Origin of the sequence: Pseudomonas sp. P20, assembly GCF_016463925.1 — a bacterium.
GTDB lineage: Bacteria > Pseudomonadota > Gammaproteobacteria > Pseudomonadales > Pseudomonadaceae > Pseudomonas > Pseudomonas aeruginosa.
In genome coordinates, this window is the sequence record NZ_JAEMVM010000007.1 from 183,222 (window position 1) to 206,339 (window position 23,118).

The following is a 23,118-nucleotide window of genomic DNA, read 5'->3' on the forward strand; positions in this document are numbered from 1 at the left end:
CCACGGGGCGGGCGTCGGAATGCGTCGAATCTCTGGAATGCGGGCTGTATACTCCCGGCGCGGGTTCCGCTCTGGCAGGATGGCCAGGGCAGGTATCAGTGGATCGTGGTACCTCTTGATCAAGGATTCGACGCATGCAATGGATTTTCATGCTGGTGGGCCTGATCCTCGGCGGCTTCGCCGGGGAATCGCTGGTCGGCGCCCTCCTCGGCGGCCTTTCCGGCCTGGCCCTGGGACAGGCCGTCTCGCTGCAGAACCTGGCGCAACAGAACGAGCGCCTGCGCAAGCAGATGAGCGAATTCGCCGAACGCTTCGAGCGCGGCACCGAGGTCATCCACCAGCGCTTGCTGCGCGTGGAGCGCCAGGCGCAGGACCTTCCCGAAAGCGTTCCCGAGCCGGCCGCCGGCATCGACCAGCCGCTCGCAGACACGCCTCCCGCTCCTCCCGCCGAGGTTGCCCCGCCGCTGGACTGGGACATCGAGCTACCGGCCGTCGAGGCTGCGCCGCCTCCGCCTCGTCCCCCCGAACCCGTCCAGCCCATCGAGCGTCAGCCGGCGTTCCAGCCTGACGCCCAGCCAGCGCCGCGCCGTGCCGCCCCTCCAGCGCCTCCACGCGAACCCTCGCTGGTCGAGCGTGGCTTCGCCGCGGCCAAGGGCTGGCTGTTCGGCGGCAACACGGTATTGCGCATCGGCGTGGTGCTGCTGTTCATCGGCCTGGCCTTCCTCCTGCGCTATGCCTCGGAACGGGTGGCGGTGCCGGTGGAGTACCGCTACGCCGGGGTGGCGCTGGCAGCGATGGCGCTGCTCGGCGTCGGCTGGTGGTTGCGCGAGCGGCGCGCCGCCTATGGCCTGATCCTGCAAGGCACCGGTATCGCGGTGCTGTACCTGACCATCTTCGCCGCCATGCGCCTGCATCCGCTGATCTCTCCCGGCGCGGCGCTGGCCCTGCTGGTGGTGGTGACGATCTGCTCGGCGATCCTCGCCGTGCTGCAGAACGCCATGGGCCTGGCGGTGGTGGCGGCGCTCGGCGGCTTCGCCGCGCCGATCCTGACCTCCACCGGCAGCGGCAACCATGTAGCGCTGTTCAGCTACTTCGCCCTGCTCAACGCCGGCATCTTCGCCATCGCCTGGTTCCGCGCCTGGCGGCCGCTCAACCTGGTCGGCTTCGTCGGCACCTTCGGCATCGGCTTCGCCTGGGGACTGCGCTCCTATACACCGGAGCTGTTCGCCAGCACCGAGCCGTTCCTGGCCCTGTTCTTCCTGATGTACGTCGGGATCGGCCTGCTCTTCGCCCGCCGCAAGCTGCTGGAGGCCGCGCAGGCGCCTGCCGAGCGCGGCGAACTGCTGCGCTGGTCGGCGCGACAGGCCGACTACATCGACGCCACCGTGCTGTTCGGCCCGCCACTGGTGGGGTTCGGCCTGCAATGCGCGGTGATCGGCCACATCGACTTCGGCATGGCCTTCAGCGCCCTGGCCCTGGGCCTCTTCTACATGGTCCTGGCGCGGGTGCTGCGCGGCCATGCTTCGGCCGGACGCACCAGCCTGCTGGTGGAAATCTGCCTGGCGCTGGGGGTGGTCTTCGGCACCCTGGCCATTCCGCTCGGCCTGGACGCGCGCTGGACCTCGGCCGCCTGGGCCGTCGAGGGCGCCGGCATCTACTGGCTCGGCCTGCACCAGCAACGCCGCCTGGCGCGGCTCTTCGCCCTGCTGTTGCAGGGCGGTGCGGCGTTGGCCTACCTGAATGGCGTGCGCCCGGGTGAGACGACGTTGCTGGAGGGTTCGCCACTGGGCGCGCTGATGCTCGGTGCAGCGGCGCTGTTCAGCTTCTGGCAGCTGCGTCGCGCGCCGGCGAAAGCGCTGGCCGACTGGGAGCCCGCCTGCCGGCCGTTGCTGGCGGCCGCCGGCCTGGCCTTCCTCTACCTGGTCGCACCGCTCTGCCTGGCCGTCGACGGCACCGCCATCGCCTGGGCCGTGGCCGGCCTGGCGAGCTTGTTCGCCGGCTTGCGCCTGGGCTCGCGTACCTTCCTGTTCTGCGCCTTCGCCGTGCAACTGCTGGGCGGTGCGCTGTTCCTCCTGCATTTGCAGGGCGGCGATGGCCAGGGTGGGGTATTCGACTCGGGCTGGCGTGGCTTGATGACCGCCTCGCTGATTGGCCTGGCGCTGATCGGCGGCATGCTGCTGGCGGCGCGCGACCCGCTGGTGAAGGACGACAGTCGGCTGCTCATGGGCTTGAGCCTGGTGCTGCTGGCCGGTCTGGCGTTCGTCAACCTGGCAGTGCTGTTCGTCCTGCCTTGGCGCAGCGCCAGCGCGGTATGGGCCGGTAGCGGGCTGCTGATCATCTGGCTGAGCCTGGTGCTGCGCCAGCGCCTGAGCTTCTACTTCGGCCTCGCCTTGCAGGTAGTGGGCGGCCTGGCGTTCCTCCTCGCCGGGCCGTCGCTGTTCGGCTCGCTGAGCGGCGAAGGCCTGCGGCCCCTGGCCCATTCCGGGTTCTGGACGCCGGCAGTGCTGGCCCTGGCGGCGCTGGTCGGCGCCTGGCGGCTGCGCCGCGCCGGCGAGCGCGAGCGGGCGCTGGGTATCGGTACCCTCGGCCTGGCCGAGCTGTCGCACTTGCTGCTGCTCTGGGGAGCCGGCTGGTGGGCGCTGACCGCGCTGTGCGAAACCGTCCGCTTCGTGCCTTATGGCCTGCGCGAGCATGCGTTGCTGCTGGTGGCCGCGGCGACAGTGGCGTCGTGGATGCTGCTGGCGCTGCGCGAGCGCTGGCGCGAACTGGCCCTGCTGTGCCTGGCGCTGGTCCCGGTGGCGCTGTTGGCCCTGGCCAGTGCCTGGCGTTTCGATTACCAGCCGTTCGGCGAATTCGGCTGGCTGGCCTGGCCGCTGCTGTTCGCCACGCACCTGCTGTCGCTGCGACGCCTTGCCCCGTTGCTGCCGGCGAAGGCCCTGAGCGTTGCCCATGTGCTCGGTTGCTGGCTGTTGCTAGGGGTGCTGGCGCTGGAGCTGCGCTACCTGTTCGCCCTGCTCGCCGAACAGTACAACGCCTGGCGTTGGCTGGGCTGGGCGTTGGTCCCGAGCGCCTACCTGCTGCTGGTGGCTGGCGGGCGGAGCCTGCCCTGGCCGCTGCGCGACTTCCCGCGGGAGTATCGGCTGCTCGCCGCTGCGCCGGTGGCGCTGTTGCTGCTCGGCTGGTTCTGGAGCGCCAACCTGCTCAGCGACGGCGCTGCCGAGCCGCTGCCTTACCTGCCGCTGGCCAACCCGCTGGAACTGGGGCTGCTGATCGTGCTGTTCGCCCTCTACCGCTGGAGCGACGCCAGCCTGGCCTCGCTCGTCGATGGCAATGCCAGCGCGCGCCTGGGGCGCCAGGCGTTGGCCGGCGCCTCGCTGTTCGCCCTGCTGACCCTGGCGGTGTGCCGCGCCGCGCACCACCTGGCCGGCGTACCGTTCCAGGCCGAGGCGCTGACCGCGTCGATGCTGGTGCAGGCGGGGCTGTCGCTGGTCTGGACGCTCTGTGCGCTGGGCCTGACCATCGCCGGTACCCGTCTCGGCCGGCGCGACCTGTGGATGGTCGGCGCGGCGCTGGTCGGCGTCGTGGTGGTCAAGCTGTTCTTCGTCGAGCTGGGCAACAGTGGCAGCCTGGAGCGAATCATCTCCTTCATCGGGGTCGGCGTCCTGTTGCTGGTCGTCGGCTACTTCTCACCCTTGCCTCCGCGTCGCGCCGAGGTCGCATCGGAGGCCGAGCAGCCATGACGCGCTCCTTTTCGTTCAGAACCGCCGGCCTGCTCCTGCTGGGCGCCTGCCTGTCCCTGCCGCTGTCGGCGAAGGAGTCTGCCGAAGGTTTCAGCCGCCAGGTGGCGCTGTCGCTGCAGGGCGAAGGTCCCTGGTATCGCCTGAGCATCCCGATGAGCGTGCAGTTGTCGGCTGCCCATGCCGACCTGCGCGACCTGCGGGTCTTCGATGCCGAAGGCGAGGCCTTGCCCTACGCCCTGGTGGCCGGCAGCGAGCGCCAGGCCAGCACGCCGCATGAGGCCGAGGTGCGGCTGTTCCCGTTGCGAGGCACGTCCGCCGCCGACGCGACGCAACCGAACCTGCGGGTGCAGCGCAACACCAGCGGCACCATAGTCGAGGTGCTGACGGAAAACGCCGGGCCGGCTGCCGAGACTTTGCGCGGCTGGCTGATCGACGCGAGCGCGGTGACGTTTCCCCTGGAGCGCCTGCGGCTGGACTGGAGCAGCCCGGAGGAGGGCTTCCAGCGCTTCTCCGTGGAAGCCAGCGACGACCTCGAGCATTGGCAGGCCTGGGGTGACGGACAGATCGCCCGCTTGACCTTCAACGGCGAACGCATCGACGTCAGCGAGGTCAAGCTTCCCGGCCGCCAGGCCCGCTACCTGCGTCTGGCCTGGCCGGCCGGGGCAACCGCGGCAGACCTCCATGGCGCCCGCCTGCAAGGCAGCACGCGGAGCACCGAGCCGGCGCCGATGATCTGGTCCGAGCCGCTGGCCGGGCGCCAGGCGGGGGACGGCGAGTACCGCTGGCAGTTGCCGCTGGCGTTGCCGTTGCAGCGGGTGCGGGTGTCCCTGGAGCAGGCGCTGACCCACACCATCGTCCCGGTGGAACTGTCCGGCCGTGATCGTACGGAGAACGCTTCGCCGCGCCGGGAGGCCGCCTGGAGCAGCCTGGCACGCGGGGTCCTCTACCGGCTGCCGATCGACGGCCGCAACGTACAGCAGAACGAGCTGGAACTGCCGGGCTGGGCGGTGCGCGAGCTGCGTCTGCAGGTGGACCAACGAGGTACCGGCCTGGGCCCGGAGGTCCCGTCCCTGAGTGTCGGCCTGCCGGCCAGCGAACTGGTGTTCCTGGTGCGCGGCAGCCCGCCGTACCGGCTGGCGTTCGGCAAGCCCGGCGCGCAGTCGGCGGCGCTGCCGCTCGGCGTACTGATTCCCGGCTATACCGAGAGCAAGCGCGCCACCCTGGGTAGCGCCAGCCTGGGCGAACCGCTGGAGGTGGCCATGGCGGCCGCGGCGCCGGCACCGGGTAGCGACTGGAAGAAGATCGGCCTGTGGGCGGTACTTCTGCTGGGGGTCGCTCTGCTGGTAATAATGGCAATGAGCCTGCTGCGTTCCTCGCCGAACAAGCCATGAGCCGGTTCCGCGCTATGCTGTTCGGCTGAGGAGGCTTTACGACGGGCCCCGGGGCGCATGCCGACGACGCGGCGGCCCGACAATAAAAACAAATCACGGAGTAAGAGAATGATCAGAATGGCGCTCAAGCCACTGGTAGCGGCCTGCCTGCTGGCTTCGCTGTCCACCGCCCCGCAGGCTGCTCCTTCGCCCTATTCGACGCTGGTGGTGTTCGGCGACAGCCTCAGCGATGCCGGGCAGTTCCCCGATCCTGCCGGCCCCGCCGGAAGCACCTCGCGTTTCACCAACCGGGTCGGCCCGACCTACCAGAACGGCAGCGGCGAGATCTTCGGACCGACCGCGCCCATGCTGCTCGGCAATCAGCTCGGCATCGCCCCGGGCGACCTGGCTGCCTCGACCTCGCCGGTCAACGCCCAGCAGGGCATCGCCGACGGCAACAACTGGGCGGTGGGCGGCTACCGGACCGACCAGATCTACGACTCGATCACCGCGGCCAACGGCTCGCTGATCGAGCGCGACAATACCCTCCTGCGCAGCCGCGATGGCTACCTGGTGGACCGTGCCCGCCAGGGCCTGGGTGCCGATCCGAACGCGTTGTACTACATCACCGGCGGCGGCAACGACTTCCTCCAGGGGCGCATCCTCAACGACGTCCAGGCACAACAGGCCGCCGGTCGCCTGGTGGATAGCGTGCAGGCCCTGCAGCAGGCCGGCGCGCGCTACATCGTGGTCTGGCTGTTGCCCGACCTGGGCCTGACCCCGGCTACCTTCGGTGGTCCCTTGCAGCCTTTCGCCAGCCAACTCAGCGGCACGTTCAACGCCGAGCTGACCGCCCAGTTGAGCCAGGCCGGCGCCAACGTCATTCCGTTGAACATCCCGCTGCTGCTCAAGGAAGGCATGGCCAACCCGGCTTCCTTCGGCCTGGCCGCCGACCAGAACCTGATCGGCACCTGTTTCAGCGGCAACGGCTGTACCATGAACCCGACCTACGGGATCAACGGCAGCACGCCCGACCCGAGCAAACTGCTGTTCAACGACAGCGTGCACCCGACCATCACCGGCCAGCGCCTGATCGCCGACTACACCTATTCGCTGCTGTCGGCGCCCTGGGAGTTGACCCTGCTGCCGGAAATGGCCCACGGCACCCTGCGTGCCTACCAGGACGAACTGCGCAGCCAGTGGCAGGCGGACTGGGAGAACTGGCAGAACGTCGGCCAGTGGCGCGGCTTCGTCGGCGGCGGCGGCCAGCGCCTGGACTTCGACTCCCAGGACAGCGCCGCCAGCGGCGACGGCAATGGCTACAACCTGACCCTTGGCGGCAGCTACCGCATCGACGAGGCCTGGCGCGCCGGGGTCGCCGCCGGTTTCTACCGGCAGAAGCTGGAAGCCGGCGCCAAGGATTCCGACTACCGAATGAACAGCTACATGGCCAGCGCCTTCGTGCAGTACCAGGAAACCCGCTGGTGGGCCGACGCGGCGTTGACCGGCGGCTACCTCGACTACGACGACCTGAAGCGCAAGTTCGCCCTGGGCGGCGGCGAGCGCAGCGAGAAAGGCGACACCAACGGCCACCTGTGGGCGTTCAGCGCGCGCCTGGGCTACGACATCGCCCAGCAGGCCGACAGTCCCTGGCACCTGTCGCCGTTCGTCAGCGCCGACTATGCACGGGTCGAGGTCGACGGCTATTCCGAGAAGGGCGCCAGCGCCACCGCGCTCGACTACGACGACCAGAAGCGCAGCTCGAAGCGCCTGGGCGCCGGCCTGCAAGGCAAGTACGCGTTCGGCAGCGATACCCAGCTGTTCGCCGAGTACGCCCACGAACGCGAGTACGAGGACGACACCCAGGACCTCACCATGTCCCTCAACAGCCTGCCGGGCAATCGCTTTACCCTCGAAGGCTACACCCCGCAGGACCACCTCAACCGCGTCTCCCTCGGCTTCAGCCAGAAGCTGGCACCGGAGCTGTCGCTGCGCGGCGGCTACAACTGGCGCAAGGGCGAGGACGATACCCAGCAGAGCGTCAGCCTGGCGCTGAGCCTGGACTTCTGAGGTAGCGGCGACCGGCGCCCGGGCGGCGCCGGTCGCGTTTCTCGCCGACGGAACGAACGGCGCGCGCCGGCATCAAGAGAGTAGTACCCCGCTGTTACTCGCCGCCCGGTCGACCGCCATACACTGCCGATCCGTTTCGTTCGAGGGAATCGCCCGATGAGTTTCAACACCGAAGTACAGCCCGGCATCTGCATGGAGCCGGACGCCATCACCCAGGAATACGTGTTCAACCACACCATGTTGCGGGTCAAGGATCCGAAGCGCTCGCTCGACTTCTACTCGCGGGTGCTCGGCATGCGCCTGCTGCGTCGCCTGGATTTCGAGGAAGGCCGCTTCTCCCTGTATTTCCTCGCCATGACCCGTGGCGAAGAAGTGCCTGATGCGGTCGACGAGCGCCAGCGATATACCTTCGGGCGCCAGTCGGTCCTCGAGCTGACCCACAACTGGGGCAGCGAGAGCGACGACAGCCAGTACCACAACGGCAACCAGGACCCGCGCGGGTTCGGCCATATCTGTTTCTCGGTGCCCGACCTGGTGGCGGCTTGCGAGCGTTTCGAAACGCTCGGGGTGAACTTCGTCAAGCCGCTGGACCGAGGCATGAAGAACGTGGCCTTCATCAGCGATCCCGACGGCTACTGGGTGGAAATCGTCCAGGCCAGCCTGAACGGCGAGATGGGGCGCGGCTGACGACCGTCGATCGGTTGCGCGCCGCGGAAATGAACCGCGCCGCCGCCGCCGATCTCCAACCGGCGGTTGCGCGGAGTCAAGCGTGACCGCCAATTCCGCGTTAAACTGCGCGGGTTTTTTCCTCTCTCCGGAGCCATCCATGTCCCGCGTTACCCTGAGCCGCTATCTGATCGAGCAGACCCGCAGCCACAACACCCCGGCCGACCTGCGCTTCCTCATCGAGGTCGTGGCGCGTGCCTGCAAGGAAATCAGCCATGCGGTGTCCAAGGGCGCGCTGGGCGGCGTGCTCGGCAGCATGGGCACCGAGAACGTGCAGGGCGAGGTGCAGAAGAAGCTGGACGTGATGTCCAACGAGATCCTGCTGGAAGCCAACGAATGGGCCGGCAACCTGGCCGGCATGGCCTCCGAGGAGATGGACCACCCCTACCAGATTCCGGGGCGCTATCCGAAAGGCGCCTACCTGTTGGTCTTCGACCCGCTGGACGGCTCCAGCAACATCGACGTCAACGTCTCGGTCGGCACCATCTTCTCGGTGCTGCGCTGCCCCAACGAGTACCTGAACCAGAACGATACCCTGCGCGAGGAAGCCTTCCTCCAGCCGGGCACCACCCAGGTCGCCGCCGGCTACGCCATCTACGGCCCGCAGACCATGCTGATGCTGACCCTCGGCAATGGCGTCAAGGGCTTCACCCTGGATCGCGAGCTGGGCAGCTTCGTCCTCACCCACGACAACATCAGCGTGCCGGAAAGCACCGCCGAGTTCGCCATCAACATGTCCAACCAGCGCCACTGGGAAGCGCCGGTGAAACGCTACGTGGAAGAACTGCTGGCCGGCAAGGAAGGCCCGCTGGGCAAGAACTACAACATGCGCTGGATCGCCTCGATGGTCGCCGACGTCCACCGCATCCTGACCCGTGGCGGCGTCTTCATGTACCCGCGCGACGCCCGCGAGCCGGAGAAGCCCGGCAAGCTGCGCCTGATGTACGAAGCCAACCCGATGTCGTTCATCATCGAGCAGGCCGGCGGCGCCGCCACCAACGGCACCCAGCGCATCCTCGACATCAAGCCGGAGAACCTGCACCAGCGTGTCGCGGTGTTCCTCGGCTCGAAGCAGGAAGTCGAGCGCATCACCGGCTACCACGCGGAGTAGGCCGATGAGCGCGCCCTGGGAGACCTTGCTCGACTGGTGGTTCGGCACCTCCAGCGACGCCGCCGAGGTGGTTGCCCAGCGCAACGGCCTGTGGTTCGGCAAGAACGTCTGCCAGGACGCCGATGCCGGCGGCCGTTTCGGCGACCTGGTGAACCAGGCGCTGGACGGCGGCTTGCAGGAGTGGACGGCCGAGGCCGATGGCTGGCTGGCGCTGATCCTGTTGCTCGACCAGTTGCCGCGGATGATCTACCGCGACACGCCGCGCGCCTACGCCGGCGACGCCCGGGCGCAACGGGTGGTGCGCGAGGGCCTGGAAAAAGGCTTCGACCGCCAGTTGCCGCCGGTGCGCCGGGTGTTCGCCTACCTGGTCCTGGAGCACGCCGAGGACCTGCCCAGCCAGGAGCGGGCGGTAGCCTGCTTCCGCGACCTGCGCGATCAGGTCGGTGGCAGCGTGCGCAAGCCCTTCGACGATTTCTACGACTATGCCGAGCGGCATCATGCGGTAGTCGCCCGCTTCGGTCGCTTTCCCCATCGCAACGCCATTCTCGGCCGCCCCTCCAGCGAGGAGGAGACGGCGTTCCTCAGGGAACCCGGTTCGCGTTTCTGACTCCAAGGCTCCGGATTTCCCCCGCGTGTGCCAAGCTGTAGGGCAGCGCTTCCCCCGAACAAGGAGTTCCTCATGGCGTCGTTCCGTACCCTGGCCGTGGTCGCTTTCTGCGTCGTCCTGGCCGCCTGCAGCAAGATCAACCAGGAAAACTATTCCAAGCTCAAGGCCGGCATGAGCAAGGCCGAGGTCGAGGCGATCCTCGGCAAGCCCACCGAGTGCTCCGGCGCGCTGGGCATGTCCAGTTGCACCTGGGGCGACGAGAAGGCTTTCATCAGCGTGCAGTACGCGGCCGACAAGGCGCTGCTCTTCTCCGGCCAGGGGCTCAAGTGATCGGTCTGCCGATCCGGGTGCTCTGCACCCTGTGGCTGGGCTTGCTGCTGGTCGGTTGCGCGGGCTCGCCGAAGAATCCGCCGGCCACCGAGCAGGTCGACCTCCAGCGCTACCAGGGCACCTGGTACGAACTGGCGCGCTTGCCGATGTTCTTCCAGCGCAACTGCGCGCAATCGGAGGCGCATTACCGCTTGCAGGAAGACCAGAGCATCCAGGTGATCAATCGCTGCCTGACCCTGGATGGCGACTGGGAGCAGGTGGAGGGGCGGGCAGTCGCCCAGCAACCGGGTCGCACCGACAAGTTGTGGGTGCGCTTCGACAACTGGTTCGCCAATCTCTTCCCCAACGTGGCGCGCGGCGACTATTGGGTGCTGGCGGTGGACGACGACTACCGTACCGCGCTGGTGGGCAATCCGAACCGTGAATACCTGTGGCTGCTGTCGCGTACCCCGCAGGTTTCGCAGCAGACCCGCGAACGTCTGCTGGAAGAAGCGCGCAGCCGCGGTTACGCGGTGGACGAGCTGATCTGGCGGGTACCCGACGGCCAGTTGAAGCGGAGCCAGTGAAGGAACGCCCCGCCGGGGCGTTTTTTCTTTCCAGCGCCGTTCACGCCTGGCGGCTGGCGTGGGAAGTATCGGCGTTTAGCGCCCGACGGCTCGAACGAGTGGGGCGGATAAGCGCAACGCGGTTGTCCGCCGCTGTGCAGGGTCAGTCGAGCAGTTCCCCCAGCACCTGGACGAATGCCCGTGCGCTGCGCTCTTCCCCTGCATGCCGGCCGTCGCGCACCACCCATCTGCCGGCCACCATCACGTCGCGCACCTGGCGGTCGCCGCCGGCGAACAGCCAGCGGTTGAGCAGGGCGTCGCCCTCGGCGCTGGCCAGGTAGGGGTCGTTGCCGTCGAGCACCAGCAGGTCGGCGCGACGGCCCACGGCGAGACTACCGATCGGCTGCCCAAGGGCCTGGGCGCCGCCAGCCAGAGCAGCGTCGTAGAGCGTGCGGCCGATCATCGGCTGGTCGTCGCGGTACAGCCGGTTGCGTTTCCGGTCACGCAGGCGCTGGCCGTATTCCAGCCAGCGGAGTTCCTCGACCACGCTGAGCGAGACGTGGCTGTCCGAGCCGATGCCCAGGCGCCCGCCCTGGGCGAGGAAGTCCGTCGCCGGGAAGATGCCGTCGCCGAGGTTGGCCTCGGTGCTCAGGCACAGGCCGGCCACCGCGCCGCTACGCGCCATCGCCGCCACCTCGGCGGGGTCGGCGTGGGTCGCATGGACCAGGCACCAGCGCTGGTCGACCGCGACGTTCTCGTACAGCCATTGCAACGGCCGGCGTCCGCTCCAGGCCTGGCAGTCGTCGACTTCCTTCTGCTGTTCGGCGATATGGATGTGGACCGGCAGGTCGTCGTGGCCGGCGGCGAGGACCGTGGCGATCTGCTGCGGAGTCACCGCGCGCAGGGAGTGGAAGCACAGGCCCAGGGAGTGGCCTGCCGCCTCCAGCGGCGCGCGCAGGCGCTGGAGCAGTTCCAGGTAGGCCTCGCTGCCATTGATGAAGCGCCGCTGGCCCTCGCTGGCCGGCTGGCCGCCGAAGCCTGCGTGACTGTAAAGCACGGGCAGCAGGGTCAGGCCGATACCTGCGGCGCTGGCGGCGCGGGAGATGCGCAGGGAAAGTTCGGCGGGGTCGGCGTAGGAGCGGCCGTCGAGGTCGTGATGGACGTAGTGGAATTCCGCCACCGCGGTGTAGCCGGCCTTGAGCATCTCGATGTAGAGCTGGCAGGCGATGACCTCGATCTGTTCCGGCGACAGTCGAGCGACCATCCGGTACATCAGCTCGCGCCAGGTCCAGAAACTGTCGTTGGGATTGCCGGCGACTTCGGCGAGCCCGGCCATGGCGCGCTGGAACGCGTGCGAATGGAGGTTGGGCATCCCCGGCAGCACGGCGCCGCCGAGGCGTTCGGCGCCGTCGGCGTTGGCGTCGGGACGAATCCCGGCGAGGACTCCGTCCGCGGAAATCTCGAAACGGACATTTCGCGCCCAGCCTTCCGGCAGCAACGCACGTTCAGCGAAAATTGCGGACATAATCAGCTCACACGCAGTCTGTTTTATTTGTATATACATATACAGACGATTAAGTGGTGCGTAAACTCACTTCATCGACGCCTCGACAAGGAGTCTCTCCGTGACGTCCTCTTCCTCCGATCGTTCCCCGCTGGCCTCGCAACTCGGCGAGGTACCGGCGCCGCTCTACGCGCGGGTCAAGCAGATGATCGTCAGCCAGATCCAGTCGGGCGCCTGGCCGCCGCACCACCGGGTGCCGTCCGAGAGCGAACTGGTCAGCCAGCTCGGCTTCAGTCGCATGACCATCAATCGCGCCCTGCGCGAACTGACCAGCGACGGCCTGCTGGTGCGCATGCAGGGGGTAGGAACCTTCGTCGCCGAGCCCAAGGGCCAGTCGGCGCTGTTCGAGGTGCACAACATCGCCGACGAGATCGCGGCCCGCGGGCATCGCCATCGTTGCCAGGTGATCACCCTCGGCGAGGAGGTCGCCGGCCCCGAGCGCGCCCTGGCACTGGACGTGCGCGAAGGCCAGCGGGTGTTCCACTCGCTGATCGTGCACTACGAGAACGATATCCCGGTGCAGATCGAGGACCGCTACGTGAACGCCGCGGTGGCGCCGGACTACCTCAAGCAGGATTTCACCCGGCAAACGCCCTATGCCTACCTGACCCAGGTGGCGCCGCTCACCGAGGGCGAGCATGTGGTCGAGGCGATCCTCGCCGAGCCGGCCGAGTGCAAGCTGTTGCAGATCGAACGCGGCGAGCCGTGCCTGCTGATCCGCCGCCGCACCTGGTCCGGGCGTGTCGCGGTGACCGCCGCGCGGCTGCTGCACCCGGGTTCCCGCCACCGTCTGGAAGGACGTTTCAGCTCATGAGCGAACTCCGCATCCTGCGCGCCGTCGACTACCCGAGAATGCCGTGGAAGAACGGCGCCGGCTCCACCGAGGAGATCGCCCGCGACGGCGGCGACGGCCTGGACGGCTTCGGCTGGCGCCTGTCGATCGCCGATGTCGGCGAGTCCGGCGGCTTCTCCCGCTTCGCCGGTTACCAGCGGATCATCAGCGTGCTGGAGGGCGGCGGCATGCGCCTGCGGGTGGATGGCGCGGAATCCGCGCCGCTACGCGCCCGGCAGGCCTTCGCTTTTTCCGGCGACAGCGAGGTGCACTGCACCCTGCTCGATGGAGCTATCCGCGACTTCAACCTGATCTATGCGCCCCGGCGCCATCGCGCGCGCCTGCAATGGCTGCGGGTCGAGGGCGAGCTGGACTGGCACGGCACGGCGAGCACGCTGCTGCTGTTCGCCCAGCAGGACGGGGTAGCGATTTCCTTGCAAGGGCAACCTCGCGGGCAACTGGCTGCCCACGACTGCCTGTGCGCCGAGGGGCTGCAGGGCTTGCAGCATTGGCGCCTGACGGCCCACGAGCCGGCGTGGGTCTGTGCGGTGGAACTCGATTCGCTGTGATTCGCCGGCGCCGCCAGGAAAAAGCGTCTACACCGAAAGGGTAGGCGCTTTTGTCTATCCAAAGAATCAAACGTTATTAATCCAATATTTTTAATGCCTATATAGTTCCGCATGCCGTCCGACTCCAACCGGGAGACCCGCATGCCCCCGCTTCGCCAGATCCTCGCCGTCCTCGCCCTGGGCGCCAGCCTCGCCAGCCAGACCGCCGTCGCGGCGGAATGCCCGTACCCGGGCAAAGTGGTGTTCGCCGGGCTGAACTGGGAAAGCGGCATGTTCACCACCGACCTGTTGCGCTACGTACTGGAAAAAGGCTACGGCTGCGAGACCGACGCGCTGCCGGGCAATACCGTGACCATGGAAAACGCCCTGCGCCAGAACGATATCCAGGTCACCGGGGAGCAATGGGCCGGGCGTAGCCCGGTGTGGCGCGCGGCGGAGGAGGCGGGCGAGGTGTTCTCCGTCGGCGAGACGGTGAAGGGCGCCACCGAGGGCTGGTGGGTGCCGGAGTACCTGGTCAAGGGCGACCCGCAACGAGGCATCGAGGCGAAGGCGCCGGAGTTGAGGTCGGTCGCCGACCTGCCGCGCTACAAGGCGCTGTTCCGCGATCCCGAGGAGCCCGCCAAGGGGCGTTTCTACAACTGCCCGACCGGCTGGACCTGCGAGATCGTCAACAGCCAGAAGCTCAAGGCCTACAGGTTGCAGGACAGCTACACGAACTTCCGCACCGGCACCGGCCCGGCGCTGGATGCGGCGATCAGTGCGGCCTTCCGGCGCGGCGAGCCGGTGCTTTTCTACTATTGGTCGCCGACTCCGTTGATGGGCCGTTTCAAGCTGATGCAACTGGAAGAGCCGCCGTTCAGCGAGAAGGCCTGGGCCACCCTGTCCGATCCGAAGAACCCCGACCCCATCGGTTCCCGCTCGTTGCCGGCGAAGATCACCATTGGCGTTTCCCGCGATTTCCATGACAAGGCGCCGGCGTTGGTCGAGCTGTTCCGCAAGGTCGAGATCCCCTTGCCGCTGTTCAACGAGCTGCTCGCCGACATGGCGCAGAATCATCGCGAGGTCGGCGAGGTGCGTGCGCAGTTTCTTCGCCAGCATCGCGAAATCTGGAGCCACTGGGTGCCGGCCGAAGTCGCCGCGCGCCTCGATACCTCCCTGAAGTAAGCCTCGCCAGCCTTCATGGCGCACTACCTGAGCGGGCGTCAGCGCACCCTGGTGCGGCGGCTCCAGGATACCTTCCAGGCGCGCAGCGAATGGCCGACCTGGCTGCTGGTCGCCTGCCTGTACGGCGGTTGGGCACTGCTCGTGAGCCAGTATGAGCGCTGGGGTTGGCCGGTACTGGCGGGACTGGTGCCGTTCGCCTCCCTCTACATGTCGTTGCAGCATGAGCTGATCCATGGCCACCCGACCCGCTGGCCGAGGTTCAACGCCATGCTCGGCTACCTGCCACTGGCCGTCTGGTATCCCTATCCGCTGTACCGTGACAGCCACTTGCGGCACCACCTCGACGAGCAACTGACCTACCCGGGGCTGGACCCCGAGAGTCGCTACGTCAGTCTGTCCGAGTGGCCGCGCCTGGGCTCCTGGCGGCGGCGCTGGCTCTGCCTGGACAAGACCCTGCTCGGTCGCGCCACCCTCGGCCCGCTGCTGGCCCTGGCGGCGATGGCGCGCCTGGAAGGTTCGCGGTTGCGCCGGGGAGAGGGTGCCGCCTGGCGCCTGTGGGGCCTGCATGCCGTGCTGCTGGGCGGGTTGCTGGCCGGGCTTTGGCGCTGGGCGGGCATCCCGCCCTGGCTGTACCTGCCGGCGGTGGCCTATCCGGCCCTCGGCCTGAGCATGCTGCGCTCTTTCTACGAGCACCGTCCGGCCCGCGAGCCGGCGCAGCGCAGCGTGCTGGTCGAGGCGGGGTGGCCGTGGCGGCTGCTGTTCCTCAACAACAACCTGCATCTGGTCCACCACGATCTGCCGGGCCTGCCCTGGTACCTGCTGCCGCGCGTGTATAGCGCAAGCCGCCGTGCCTACCGGCGACGCAGTGGCGATTTCCACCTGCCCGGCTATGGTCGTCTATGGCGGCGCCACGGTTGGCGGCCAGTGGATGCGCCGGTGCATCCCGAGCATTGAAGGCAGGCGGACGAGAGCATGATCGATACCCCGGTGGTGGCGGCGCTGGACATGTATGTCGAGCCGGACTGCGTCAGGCAGGCCGGCGCAACCTTCATCGGCGAGGTCTGCCGGCGCCTGGGCGTGCGCCGTTACGCGTCGGCCGCCACCGATCTGGCGGTGCAGTGGCGACAGCCTAACCTGTTGTTCGCGCAGACCTGCGGCTATCCGCTGATGACCCAGTTGCGCGGCCAGGTGGCGGTGCTCGCGGTGCCCAGCTACGACTTGCCCGATTGTGCTCCCGGCGAGCATTGCAGCCTGTTCGTCGCCGCCGAAGGACAGGCGCGCCAGCGCCTCGGCGACTTCCGCAATACCCGCCTGGCGCTCAACGACCACGACTCCAACAGCGGCATGAACCTGCTGCGCCATGCGCTGGCGCCGCTGGGGCGAGACTCGGCGTTCTTCGCCGAGGTGCACATCAGCGGCGGCCACCTGCGCAGCCTGGCGATGGTGGCCGCGGGTGAGGTCGAGCTGACCTCGGTGGATGCAGTGACCTTCGGCTACCTGCAACGCCACGCACCGGAGCGCCTGGACGGCCTGCGCGTGCTCGGGCGCAGCGCGCCGAGCCCGGCCTTGCCGCTGATCACCTCGCTGCACTGGAGTGCGGCGCAACGCCGCGAGCTGTTCGAAGCGCTGAACCTGACGCTGATCGAGTGCCCGCACCTGGCCGCGACACTGGCGCTGAAAAGCTTCCTCCCGGCCGGCGAGGAGCATTACCGGATTCTCCTCGACTACGAGCGTCAGGCGCAGGGCTGGGGTTACCCGCAATTGCGCTGAACGGTGTTACCGAAGGCCCCAAACCGGTGCGCGCACGCTTCGATCACGTGCACCCAGGGCCGTTCCGGCAGGCTCCTTCTCCCGGGGGAGAGGCTACCTTCGCTAATTCTTAACTACAGAAAAATCAACGGGTTGAATGAAATTCACGGGAATGTGGAGATATCGCCGGAGGGCGTGGCGGCAGAATTGGCCCTTCCTTTGCTTATACTTGTATGTACAAGCATAGATGTGTTCGGTAGACCCAGCCCGACCTCTGCTTCGTCCCCGAATTCAGGCGCACCCTCGCCGGTCGCCGCCCGTTGAACGCCACGCCCAGGAGCCTGCCGTGACCACCCCGAGCAAATTCCGCGATATTGAAATCCGCGCCCCGCGCGGCACTACGCTGACCGCCAAGAGCTGGCTGACCGAAGCGCCGCTGCGCATGCTGATGAACAACCTCGACCCGGAGGTCGCGGAGAACCCCAGGGAACTGGTGGTTTACGGCGGCATCGGCCGTGCCGCGCGCAACTGGGAGTGCTACGACAGGATCGTCGAGACCCTCAAGCAACTGAACGACGACGAGACCCTGCTGGTACAGTCCGGCAAGCCGGTCGGCGTGTTCAAGACCCACGCCAACGCGCCGCGGGTGCTGATCGCCAACTCCAACCTGGTGCCGCACTGGGCGACCTGGGAACACTTCAACGAACTGGACGCCAAGGGCCTGGCGATGTACGGCCAGATGACCGCCGGTTCGTGGATCTACATCGGCAGCCAGGGCATCGTCCAGGGCACCTACGAAACCTTCGTCGAGGCTGGCCGCCAGCATTACGACGGCAATCTCAAGGGCCGCTGGGTGCTTACCGCCGGCCTTGGCGGCATGGGCGGCGCCCAGCCGCTGGCGGCGACCCTGGCCGGCGCCTGTTCGCTGAACATCGAGTGCCAGCAGAGCCGCATCGACTTCCGCCTGCGCAGTCGCTACGTCGACGAGCAGGCCAAGGACCTGGACGACGCCCTGGCGCGGATCCAGCGCTACACCGCCGAAGGCAAGGCCATCTCCATCGCCCTGCTGGGCAATGCCGCCGAGATCCTTCCGGAACTGGTTCGCCGCGGCGTACGCCCGGACATGGTCACCGACCAGACCAGCGCCCACGATCCACTCAACGGCTACCTGCCGGCCGGCTGGAGCTGGGAAGAGTACCGCGACCGCGCGCAGACCGACCCGGCCGCCGTGGTCAAGGCCGCCAAGCAGTCCATGGCGGTACACGTGCGGGCCATGCTGGTGTTCCAGCAGCAGGGCGTGCCGACCTTCGACTATGGCAACAACATCCGCCAGATGGCCAAGGAAGAGGGGGTGGCCAATGCCTTCGATTTCCCCGGCTTCGTCCCGGCCTACATCCGCCCGCTGTTCTGTCGCGGCATCGGTCCGTTCCGCTGGGCCGCGCTGTCGGGCGACCCGCAGGACATCTACAAGACCGACGCCAAGGTCAAGCAACTGATCCCCGACGATGCCCACCTGCACCGTTGGCTGGACATGGCCCGCGAGCGCATCAGCTTCCAGGGCCTGCCGGCGCGCATCTGCTGGGTTGGCCTGGGGCTGCGCGCCAAGCTCGGCCTGGCCTTCAACGAGATGGTGCGCAGCGGCGAGCTGTCCGCGCCGATCGTCATCGGCCGCGACCACCTCGACTCCGGCTCGGTGGCCAGCCCCAACCGCGAGACCGAGGCCATGCAGGACGGCTCCGACGCGGTGTCCGACTGGCCGCTGCTGAATGCCCTGCTGAATACCGCCAGCGGCGCCACCTGGGTCTCGCTGCACCACGGCGGCGGCGTAGGCATGGGCTTCTCCCAGCACTCCGGGATGGTGATCGTCTGCGACGGTAGCGACGAGGCCGCCGAACGCATCGCCCGCGTGCTGACCAACGACCCGGGTACCGGGGTGATGCGGCACGCCGACGCCGGCTACCAGGTCGCCATCGATTGCGCGAAGGAGCAGGGCCTGAACCTGCCGATGATCACCGCCCAGCGCTGACCTCGAAAACCGCCTCCACGCCGGCGGGGCGTGGGGGCGGCCGCCCACTGTCCCGACCAGGCCACAACAAGAATGGCGGCGCGCGAGCCGCAGCGGAGTACAGCAGCATGACCCAGGGCAGCGACAGCAAGCCACTGATCGAACGGCGCTCTATCGACTACATCCCGGCGAACGAGCGCCACGGCCGCCTCTACAGCCAGTTCACCCTCTGGCTGGGGGCCAACCTGCAGATCACCGCCATCGTCACCGGCGCCCTCGCCGTGGTCCTCGGCGGCGACGTGTTCTGGTCGCTGGTCGGCCTGCTCATCGGCCAGCTCCTCGGCGGCGCGGTGATGGCCCTGCACGCCGCGCAGGGGCCGCGCCTGGGGCTGCCGCAGATGATTTCCAGCCGGGTGCAGTTCGGCGTCTACGGCGCCTGCATCCCGATCGCCCTGGTGTGCCTGATGTACCTGGGCTTCACCGCCACCGGCACGGTGCTTTCCGGCCAGGCCATCGGCCAGCTCACCGGGCTCAGCGACAGCGCCGGGATCTTCATCTTCGCCGCCTTCATCGTCCTGGTGACGGTGCTCGGCTATCGCGTCATCCACATCATCGGGCGGATCGCCAGCGTCCTCGGCATCATCGCCTTCGCCTACCTGTTCAGCCGCCTGATGCTGCTCAGCGACATCGGCGACCTGCTCGCCATCCGCCATTTCAGCTGGGCCTCGTTCCTCCTCGCGGTGTCGCTGGCGGCGTCCTGGCAGATCGCCTTCGGCCCCTACGTGGCCGACTATTCACGCTACCTGCCGGCGTCCACCTCGTCGTGGAAGACCTTCCTCGCCGTCGGCCTCGGCTCGGTGCTCGGCGCCCAGGCCTCGATGGTCCTCGGGGTGTTCTCCGCAGCCCTGGCCAACGGCCAGTTCGCCGGCCGCGAGGTGGCCTACATCGTCGGCCTGGGCAGCAGCGGGACCGTCGCCGCGCTGCTCTACTTCAGCATCGCCTTCGGCAAGGTGACCATTTCCACGCTGAACTCCTACGGCAGCTTCATGTGCATCGCGACCATCATCAGCAGCGTACGCGGCCAACTGGAGATCACCCGCGTGCAACGCCTGTTCTTCGTCCTCGCGATCGTCGGCGCCTCGACGCTCATCGCGCTGCTCGGCCAGCACTCGTTCCTCGCTGCGTTCAAGTCCTTCATCCTGTTCCTGCTGACCTTCTTCACCCCGTGGAGCGCGGTGAACCTGGTCGACTACTACTTCATCACCCGCGAGCGCTATGACGTGCCCGCGCTGGCCGACCCCGACGGCCGCTACGGTCGCTGGAACCTGCCGGGAATCGCCGTCTATACCCTCGGCGTGCTGGTGCAGATGCCGTTCCTGGCGACCACGCTGTACACCGGACCGATGGTCGAGCACCTCGGCGGCGTGGATATCTCCTGGATCATCGGCTTGCTGGTGCCGGCGGTCCTCTACTACCTGGTGGCGCGGCGCAAGGCCACGCGCCAGGCCCCGGCGCGAATGATCCTGCCGGCCGATCCCGGCGCCTTCGAACATCCCGCGCACGGGGCCTGAGACGAATTTCCAGGGCGGCGCGGCCGCCTTCAATCCCATGAAACGCCGCCGGCGGACGGCGCTGCCGAGCCTGCCGAACCGAACAAGGAGCCTTCGATGAGCCTGCATCTGAAACCCGGCCAGTTGACCCTGGCCGACCTGCGCCAAGCCTACCTGGCCCCCGTGCGCCTGAGCCTGGATCCCAGCGCCGACGCGCCGATCGCCGCCAGCGTCGCCTGTGTCGAGAACATCATCGCCGAGGGCCGCACCGCCTACGGCATCAACACCGGCTTCGGCCTGCTGGCCTCGACGCGGATTTCCCCGGCCGACCTGGAGAAGCTCCAGCGTTCCATCGTCCTGTCCCATGCCGCCGGCGTCGGCGAGGCGCTGGACGACGCCATGGTGCGGCTGGTCATGCTGCTCAAGGTGAACAGCCTGGCGCGCGGGTTCTCCGGCATCCGCCGCAAGGTGATCGACGCGCTGATCGCGCTGATCAACGCCGAGGTCTATCCGCACATCCCGCTGAAAGGCTCGGTGGGTGCGTCCGGCGACCTGGCGCCGCTGGCGCACATGTCGCTGGTGCTGATCGGCGAAAGCCGGGCGCGCCATCGCGGTGAGTGGCTGCCGGCCGCCGAAGCGCTGGCGGTGGCCGGGCTGGAGCCGCTGACCCTGGCGGCGAAGGAAGGCCTGGCCCTGCTCAATGGCACCCAGGTGTCCACCGCCTACGCGCTGCGCGGGTTGTTCGAGGCCGAGGACCTGTTCGCCGCCGCCACCGTCTGCGGCGGGCTCAGCGTCGAGGCCATGCTCGGTTCGCGGGCGCCGTTCGATGCGCGCATCCATGCCGCGCGCGGCCAGCGTGGGCAGATCGACGTGGCCGCGGCCTATCGCGACCTGCTCACCGCCAGCAGCGAGGTGGCGCGCTCCCATGAGAAGTGCGACAAGGTCCAGGACCCCTATTCGCTGCGTTGCCAGCCGCAGGTGATGGGCGCCTGCCTGACCCAGATGCGCCAGGCCGCCGAGGTGCTGGAGATCGAAGCCAACGCGGTGTCCGACAACCCGCTGGTATTCGCCGCCGAGGGCGACGTGATCTCCGGCGGCAACTTCCACGCCGAACCGGTGGCGATGGCCGCCGACAACCTGGCCCTGGCGTTGGCCGAGATCGGTTCGCTGTCGGAACGGCGCATCTCGCTGATGATGGACATGCACATGTCGCAGTTGCCGCCGTTCCTGGTGGCCAACGGCGGGGTCAACTCCGGCTTCATGATCGCCCAGGTCACCGCCGCCGCGCTGGCCAGCGACAACAAGGCCCTGGCCCATCCGGCCAGCGTCGACAGCCTGCCGACCTCGGCCAACCAGGAAGACCACGTGTCGATGGCGCCGAACGCCGGCAAACGGCTCTGGGCGATGGCCGAGAACGTCCGCGGGATTCTCGCCGTGGAATGGCTGGGCGCCTGCCAGGGCCTGGACTTCCGCGAGGGCCTGAAGAGTTCGCCGAAGCTGGAGCAGGCTCGCCGCCTGCTGCGCGACAAGGTGCCGTACTACCAGGAGGATCGCTTCTTCGCCCCTGATATCGAGGCCGCCAGCCAGTTGCTCGCCAGCGGTTGCCTGAACGCGCTGCTGCCGGCCCGGCTGTTGCCGAGCCTTTGATACCCGCCCCCGGCCGCTCGGCCGGGGCGCTCCAGCAAGAACAACAACAGGAGAGCCGAGGGATGACGCACGACACGGGGCTTCGGCGCGGGCTGAACGCCCGTCATATTCGTTTCATGGCACTGGGGTCGGCGATCGGCACCGGCCTGTTCTACGGTTCCGCATCGGCCATCCAGATGGCCGGGCCGGCGGTGCTGCTGGCCTACCTGGTCGCCGGCGCGGCGGTGTACATGGTGATGCGCGCGCTCGGCGAGATGGCGGTGCACGAGCCGGTGTCCGGCTCGTTCGGCCATTACGCCAGCAGCTATCTCGGCCCCCTGGCCGGGTTCGTCACCGGCTGGACCTACGCTTTCGAGATGATCATCGTCTGCCTCGCCGATGTCACCGCGTTCGGCATCTACATGGGGTTCTGGTTTCCCGACGTGCCGCGCTGGATCTGGGTACTGTCCATCGTGCTGTTCATCGGCGGGCTGAACCTCTGCCATGTCAAGGTCTTCGGCGAGCTGGAGTTCTGGCTGTCGCTGGTCAAGGTCGGCGCCATCGTCGCGATGATCCTCGCCGGGCTCGGCATCATGTTCTTCGGCTTCAGCCTGGACGGCGCGGCGACGTCCGCCACCGGCGTGCACAACCTGTGGCAGCACGGCGGCTTCCTGCCCAACGGTTGGGCCGGGCTGGTCGCCTCGCTGTCGGTGGTGGTGTTCGCCTTCGGCGGCATCGAGATCATCGGCATCACCGCCGGCGAGGCGCAGGACCCGCAGCGGGTGATCCCGCGGGCGATCAATGCGGTGCCGCTGCGCATCCTGCTGTTCTACGTGCTGACCCTGTTCGTGCTGATGGCGATCTTCCCCTGGCAGCAGATCGGCAGCAACGGCAGTCCCTTCGTGCAGATCTTCGACGGCCTGGGGATCGAGTCGGCCGCGGCGATCCTCAATGTCGTGGTGATCACCGCGGCGATTTCGGCGATCAACAGCGACATCTTCGGCGCCGGTCGCATGCTCTACGGCATGGCCCGCCAGGGCCAGGCGCCGGTCGGCTTCTCGCGGGTGTCGCGGCACGGCGTGCCGTGGATGACCGTGCTGCTGATGGCGGTTGCCCTGCTGCTCGGCGTGGCGCTGAACTACCTGATCCCGCAGAGCGTATTCCTGTTGATCGCGTCCATCGCCACCTTCGCCACCGTGTGGGTCTGGCTGATGATCCTCCTGGCCCAGGTCGGCATGCGCCGGCGCATGGGGCCACGCCAGGTCGCCGCGCTGAAGTTCCCGGTGCCGCTGTGGCCATTCGCGCCGGCGGCGGCGATCGTCTTCATGCTGTTCATCTTCGTGGTGCTCGGCTATTTCCCGGACACCCGCCCGGCCCTGTGGGTCGGGGCTATCTGGATCGCCTTGCTGGTGATCGCCTACCGGCGCTGGGTCAGGCCGAAGGGCGATGCCGCGCATGGCGTGCTTCAGGCCCAGGGAGGGCTGTGACGGAACCGACGGCGGCCTGAGCCGCCGGCCAATAACAATGATCGAGGCCGTTCCCCCGGGCGCGGCCCGCAGG

The 23,118-nt window shown here is 68.1% G+C and carries 18 protein-coding genes; 17 read left to right on the forward strand and 1 reads right to left on the reverse strand.

The window, feature by feature from the left end; genetic code table 11:
• Positions 1-134: 134 nt before the first annotated feature.
• The 8 genes from JHD77_RS08340 (at position 135) to JHD77_RS08375 (ending at position 10,520) form a co-directional block, all read left to right on the forward strand.
• The gene (locus tag JHD77_RS08340; protein WP_003114470.1) at positions 135-3,740 is read left to right on the forward strand and encodes a DUF2339 domain-containing protein; all 3,606 of its coding nucleotides are present in this window, start codon (positions 135-137) and stop codon (positions 3,738-3,740) included.
• Positions 3,737-5,131, forward strand: a complete 1,395-nt coding sequence (locus JHD77_RS08345) for a DUF3999 domain-containing protein (RefSeq protein WP_023092714.1) — start codon at positions 3,737-3,739, stop codon at positions 5,129-5,131. The genes JHD77_RS08340 and JHD77_RS08345 overlap by 4 nt, the downstream gene beginning before the upstream one ends.
• A 108-nt stretch (positions 5,132-5,239) precedes the next feature.
• Positions 5,240-7,180, forward strand: a complete 1,941-nt coding sequence (gene estA, locus JHD77_RS08350; protein WP_031755403.1) for an esterase EstA — start codon at positions 5,240-5,242, stop codon at positions 7,178-7,180.
• Between the two features lie 156 nt (positions 7,181-7,336).
• Complete coding sequence (gloA, locus tag JHD77_RS08355) at positions 7,337-7,867, forward strand: lactoylglutathione lyase (protein WP_003101793.1); 531 nt, start codon at positions 7,337-7,339, stop codon at positions 7,865-7,867.
• Between the two features lie 139 nt (positions 7,868-8,006).
• The gene (locus JHD77_RS08360; RefSeq protein ID WP_003095990.1) at positions 8,007-9,017 is read left to right on the forward strand and encodes a class 1 fructose-bisphosphatase; all 1,011 of its coding nucleotides are present in this window, start codon (positions 8,007-8,009) and stop codon (positions 9,015-9,017) included.
• Positions 9,018-9,021: 4 nt separating this feature from the next.
• On the forward strand, positions 9,022-9,624 hold the full coding sequence (locus JHD77_RS08365) for a DUF924 family protein (RefSeq protein WP_003101790.1): 603 nt from the start codon (positions 9,022-9,024) through the stop codon (positions 9,622-9,624).
• Positions 9,625-9,696: 72 nt separating this feature from the next.
• Positions 9,697-9,954, forward strand: coding sequence for an outer membrane protein assembly factor BamE domain-containing protein (gene bamE / locus JHD77_RS08370; RefSeq protein WP_003095983.1), 258 nt, complete (start codon positions 9,697-9,699; stop codon positions 9,952-9,954).
• The gene (locus JHD77_RS08375; RefSeq protein WP_003095980.1) at positions 9,951-10,520 is read left to right on the forward strand and encodes a lipocalin family protein; all 570 of its coding nucleotides are present in this window, start codon (positions 9,951-9,953) and stop codon (positions 10,518-10,520) included. The genes bamE and JHD77_RS08375 overlap by 4 nt, the downstream gene beginning before the upstream one ends.
• Positions 10,521-10,662: 142 nt before the next feature.
• On the opposite strand, the gene JHD77_RS08380 is transcribed toward JHD77_RS08375, so the two are convergent.
• Complete coding sequence (locus JHD77_RS08380) at positions 10,663-12,024, reverse strand: formimidoylglutamate deiminase (RefSeq protein ID WP_014603386.1); 1,362 nt, start codon at positions 12,022-12,024, stop codon at positions 10,663-10,665.
• A 100-nt stretch (positions 12,025-12,124) separates the two neighbouring features.
• Between JHD77_RS08380 and hutC the strand changes: the two genes are divergently transcribed.
• The 9 genes from hutC (at position 12,125) to JHD77_RS08425 (ending at position 23,045) form a co-directional block, all read left to right on the forward strand.
• Positions 12,125-12,877 carry a histidine utilization repressor gene (gene hutC, locus JHD77_RS08385; protein ID WP_003095970.1) on the forward strand — a complete coding sequence of 251 codons (753 nt, stop codon included), beginning with the start codon at positions 12,125-12,127 and terminating at the stop codon, positions 12,875-12,877.
• On the forward strand, positions 12,874-13,464 hold the full coding sequence (locus JHD77_RS08390) for a HutD/Ves family protein (RefSeq protein ID WP_003118004.1): 591 nt from the start codon (positions 12,874-12,876) through the stop codon (positions 13,462-13,464). The genes hutC and JHD77_RS08390 overlap by 4 nt, the downstream gene beginning before the upstream one ends.
• Positions 13,465-13,605: 141 nt before the next feature.
• The gene (locus tag JHD77_RS08395) at positions 13,606-14,628 is read left to right on the forward strand and encodes an ABC transporter substrate-binding protein (RefSeq protein ID WP_074231395.1); all 1,023 of its coding nucleotides are present in this window, start codon (positions 13,606-13,608) and stop codon (positions 14,626-14,628) included.
• 15 nt (positions 14,629-14,643) lie between these two features.
• Positions 14,644-15,582 (forward strand): fatty acid desaturase, encoded by a 939-nt coding sequence (locus JHD77_RS08400; RefSeq protein WP_023103579.1) that lies wholly within the window; start codon positions 14,644-14,646, stop codon positions 15,580-15,582.
• A gap of 18 nt (positions 15,583-15,600) precedes the next feature.
• Positions 15,601-16,398, forward strand: a complete 798-nt coding sequence (locus JHD77_RS08405; RefSeq protein ID WP_003114463.1) for a phosphate/phosphite/phosphonate ABC transporter substrate-binding protein — start codon at positions 15,601-15,603, stop codon at positions 16,396-16,398.
• 325 nt (positions 16,399-16,723) lie between these two features.
• Positions 16,724-18,403, forward strand: a complete 1,680-nt coding sequence (hutU, locus tag JHD77_RS08410) for a urocanate hydratase (RefSeq protein WP_031755399.1) — start codon at positions 16,724-16,726, stop codon at positions 18,401-18,403.
• A gap of 107 nt (positions 18,404-18,510) precedes the next feature.
• A complete protein-coding gene (locus JHD77_RS08415) occupies positions 18,511-19,953 on the forward strand; it encodes a purine-cytosine permease family protein (RefSeq protein ID WP_003101761.1) in 1,443 nt (480 codons plus the stop codon).
• Between the two features lie 96 nt (positions 19,954-20,049).
• The gene (gene hutH, locus JHD77_RS08420; RefSeq protein WP_003114461.1) at positions 20,050-21,579 is read left to right on the forward strand and encodes a histidine ammonia-lyase; all 1,530 of its coding nucleotides are present in this window, start codon (positions 20,050-20,052) and stop codon (positions 21,577-21,579) included.
• Between the two features lie 62 nt (positions 21,580-21,641).
• Positions 21,642-23,045, forward strand: coding sequence for an amino acid permease (locus tag JHD77_RS08425; protein ID WP_015503788.1), 1,404 nt, complete (start codon positions 21,642-21,644; stop codon positions 23,043-23,045).
• The last annotated feature ends 73 nt before the right edge of the window (positions 23,046-23,118 follow it).

Bases quoted from the DNA above. Each gene is read 5' to 3' on its own strand.
- JHD77_RS08395 (WP_074231395.1), top strand. From the start codon at position 13,606: ATGCCCCCGCTTCGCCAGATCCTCGCCGTCCTCGCCCTGGGCGCCAGC.
- JHD77_RS08345 (WP_023092714.1), top strand. From the start codon at position 3,737: ATGACGCGCTCCTTTTCGTTCAGAACCGCCGGCCTGCTCCTGCTGGGC.
- gloA (WP_003101793.1), top strand. From the start codon at position 7,337: ATGAGTTTCAACACCGAAGTACAGCCCGGCATCTGCATGGAGCCGGAC.
- JHD77_RS08425 (WP_015503788.1), top strand. From the start codon at position 21,642: ATGACGCACGACACGGGGCTTCGGCGCGGGCTGAACGCCCGTCATATT.
- JHD77_RS08405 (WP_003114463.1), top strand. From the start codon at position 15,601: ATGATCGATACCCCGGTGGTGGCGGCGCTGGACATGTATGTCGAGCCG.
- bamE (WP_003095983.1), top strand. From the start codon at position 9,697: ATGGCGTCGTTCCGTACCCTGGCCGTGGTCGCTTTCTGCGTCGTCCTG.
- hutH (WP_003114461.1), top strand. From the start codon at position 20,050: ATGAGCCTGCATCTGAAACCCGGCCAGTTGACCCTGGCCGACCTGCGC.
- estA (WP_031755403.1), top strand. From the start codon at position 5,240: ATGATCAGAATGGCGCTCAAGCCACTGGTAGCGGCCTGCCTGCTGGCT.
- JHD77_RS08400 (WP_023103579.1), top strand. From the start codon at position 14,644: ATGGCGCACTACCTGAGCGGGCGTCAGCGCACCCTGGTGCGGCGGCTC.
- JHD77_RS08365 (WP_003101790.1), top strand. From the start codon at position 9,022: ATGAGCGCGCCCTGGGAGACCTTGCTCGACTGGTGGTTCGGCACCTCC.
- JHD77_RS08415 (WP_003101761.1), top strand. From the start codon at position 18,511: ATGACCCAGGGCAGCGACAGCAAGCCACTGATCGAACGGCGCTCTATC.
- JHD77_RS08380 (WP_014603386.1), bottom strand. From the start codon at position 12,024: ATGTCCGCAATTTTCGCTGAACGTGCGTTGCTGCCGGAAGGCTGGGCG.
- JHD77_RS08390 (WP_003118004.1), top strand. From the start codon at position 12,874: ATGAGCGAACTCCGCATCCTGCGCGCCGTCGACTACCCGAGAATGCCG.
- JHD77_RS08360 (WP_003095990.1), top strand. From the start codon at position 8,007: ATGTCCCGCGTTACCCTGAGCCGCTATCTGATCGAGCAGACCCGCAGC.
- JHD77_RS08340 (WP_003114470.1), top strand. From the start codon at position 135: ATGCAATGGATTTTCATGCTGGTGGGCCTGATCCTCGGCGGCTTCGCC.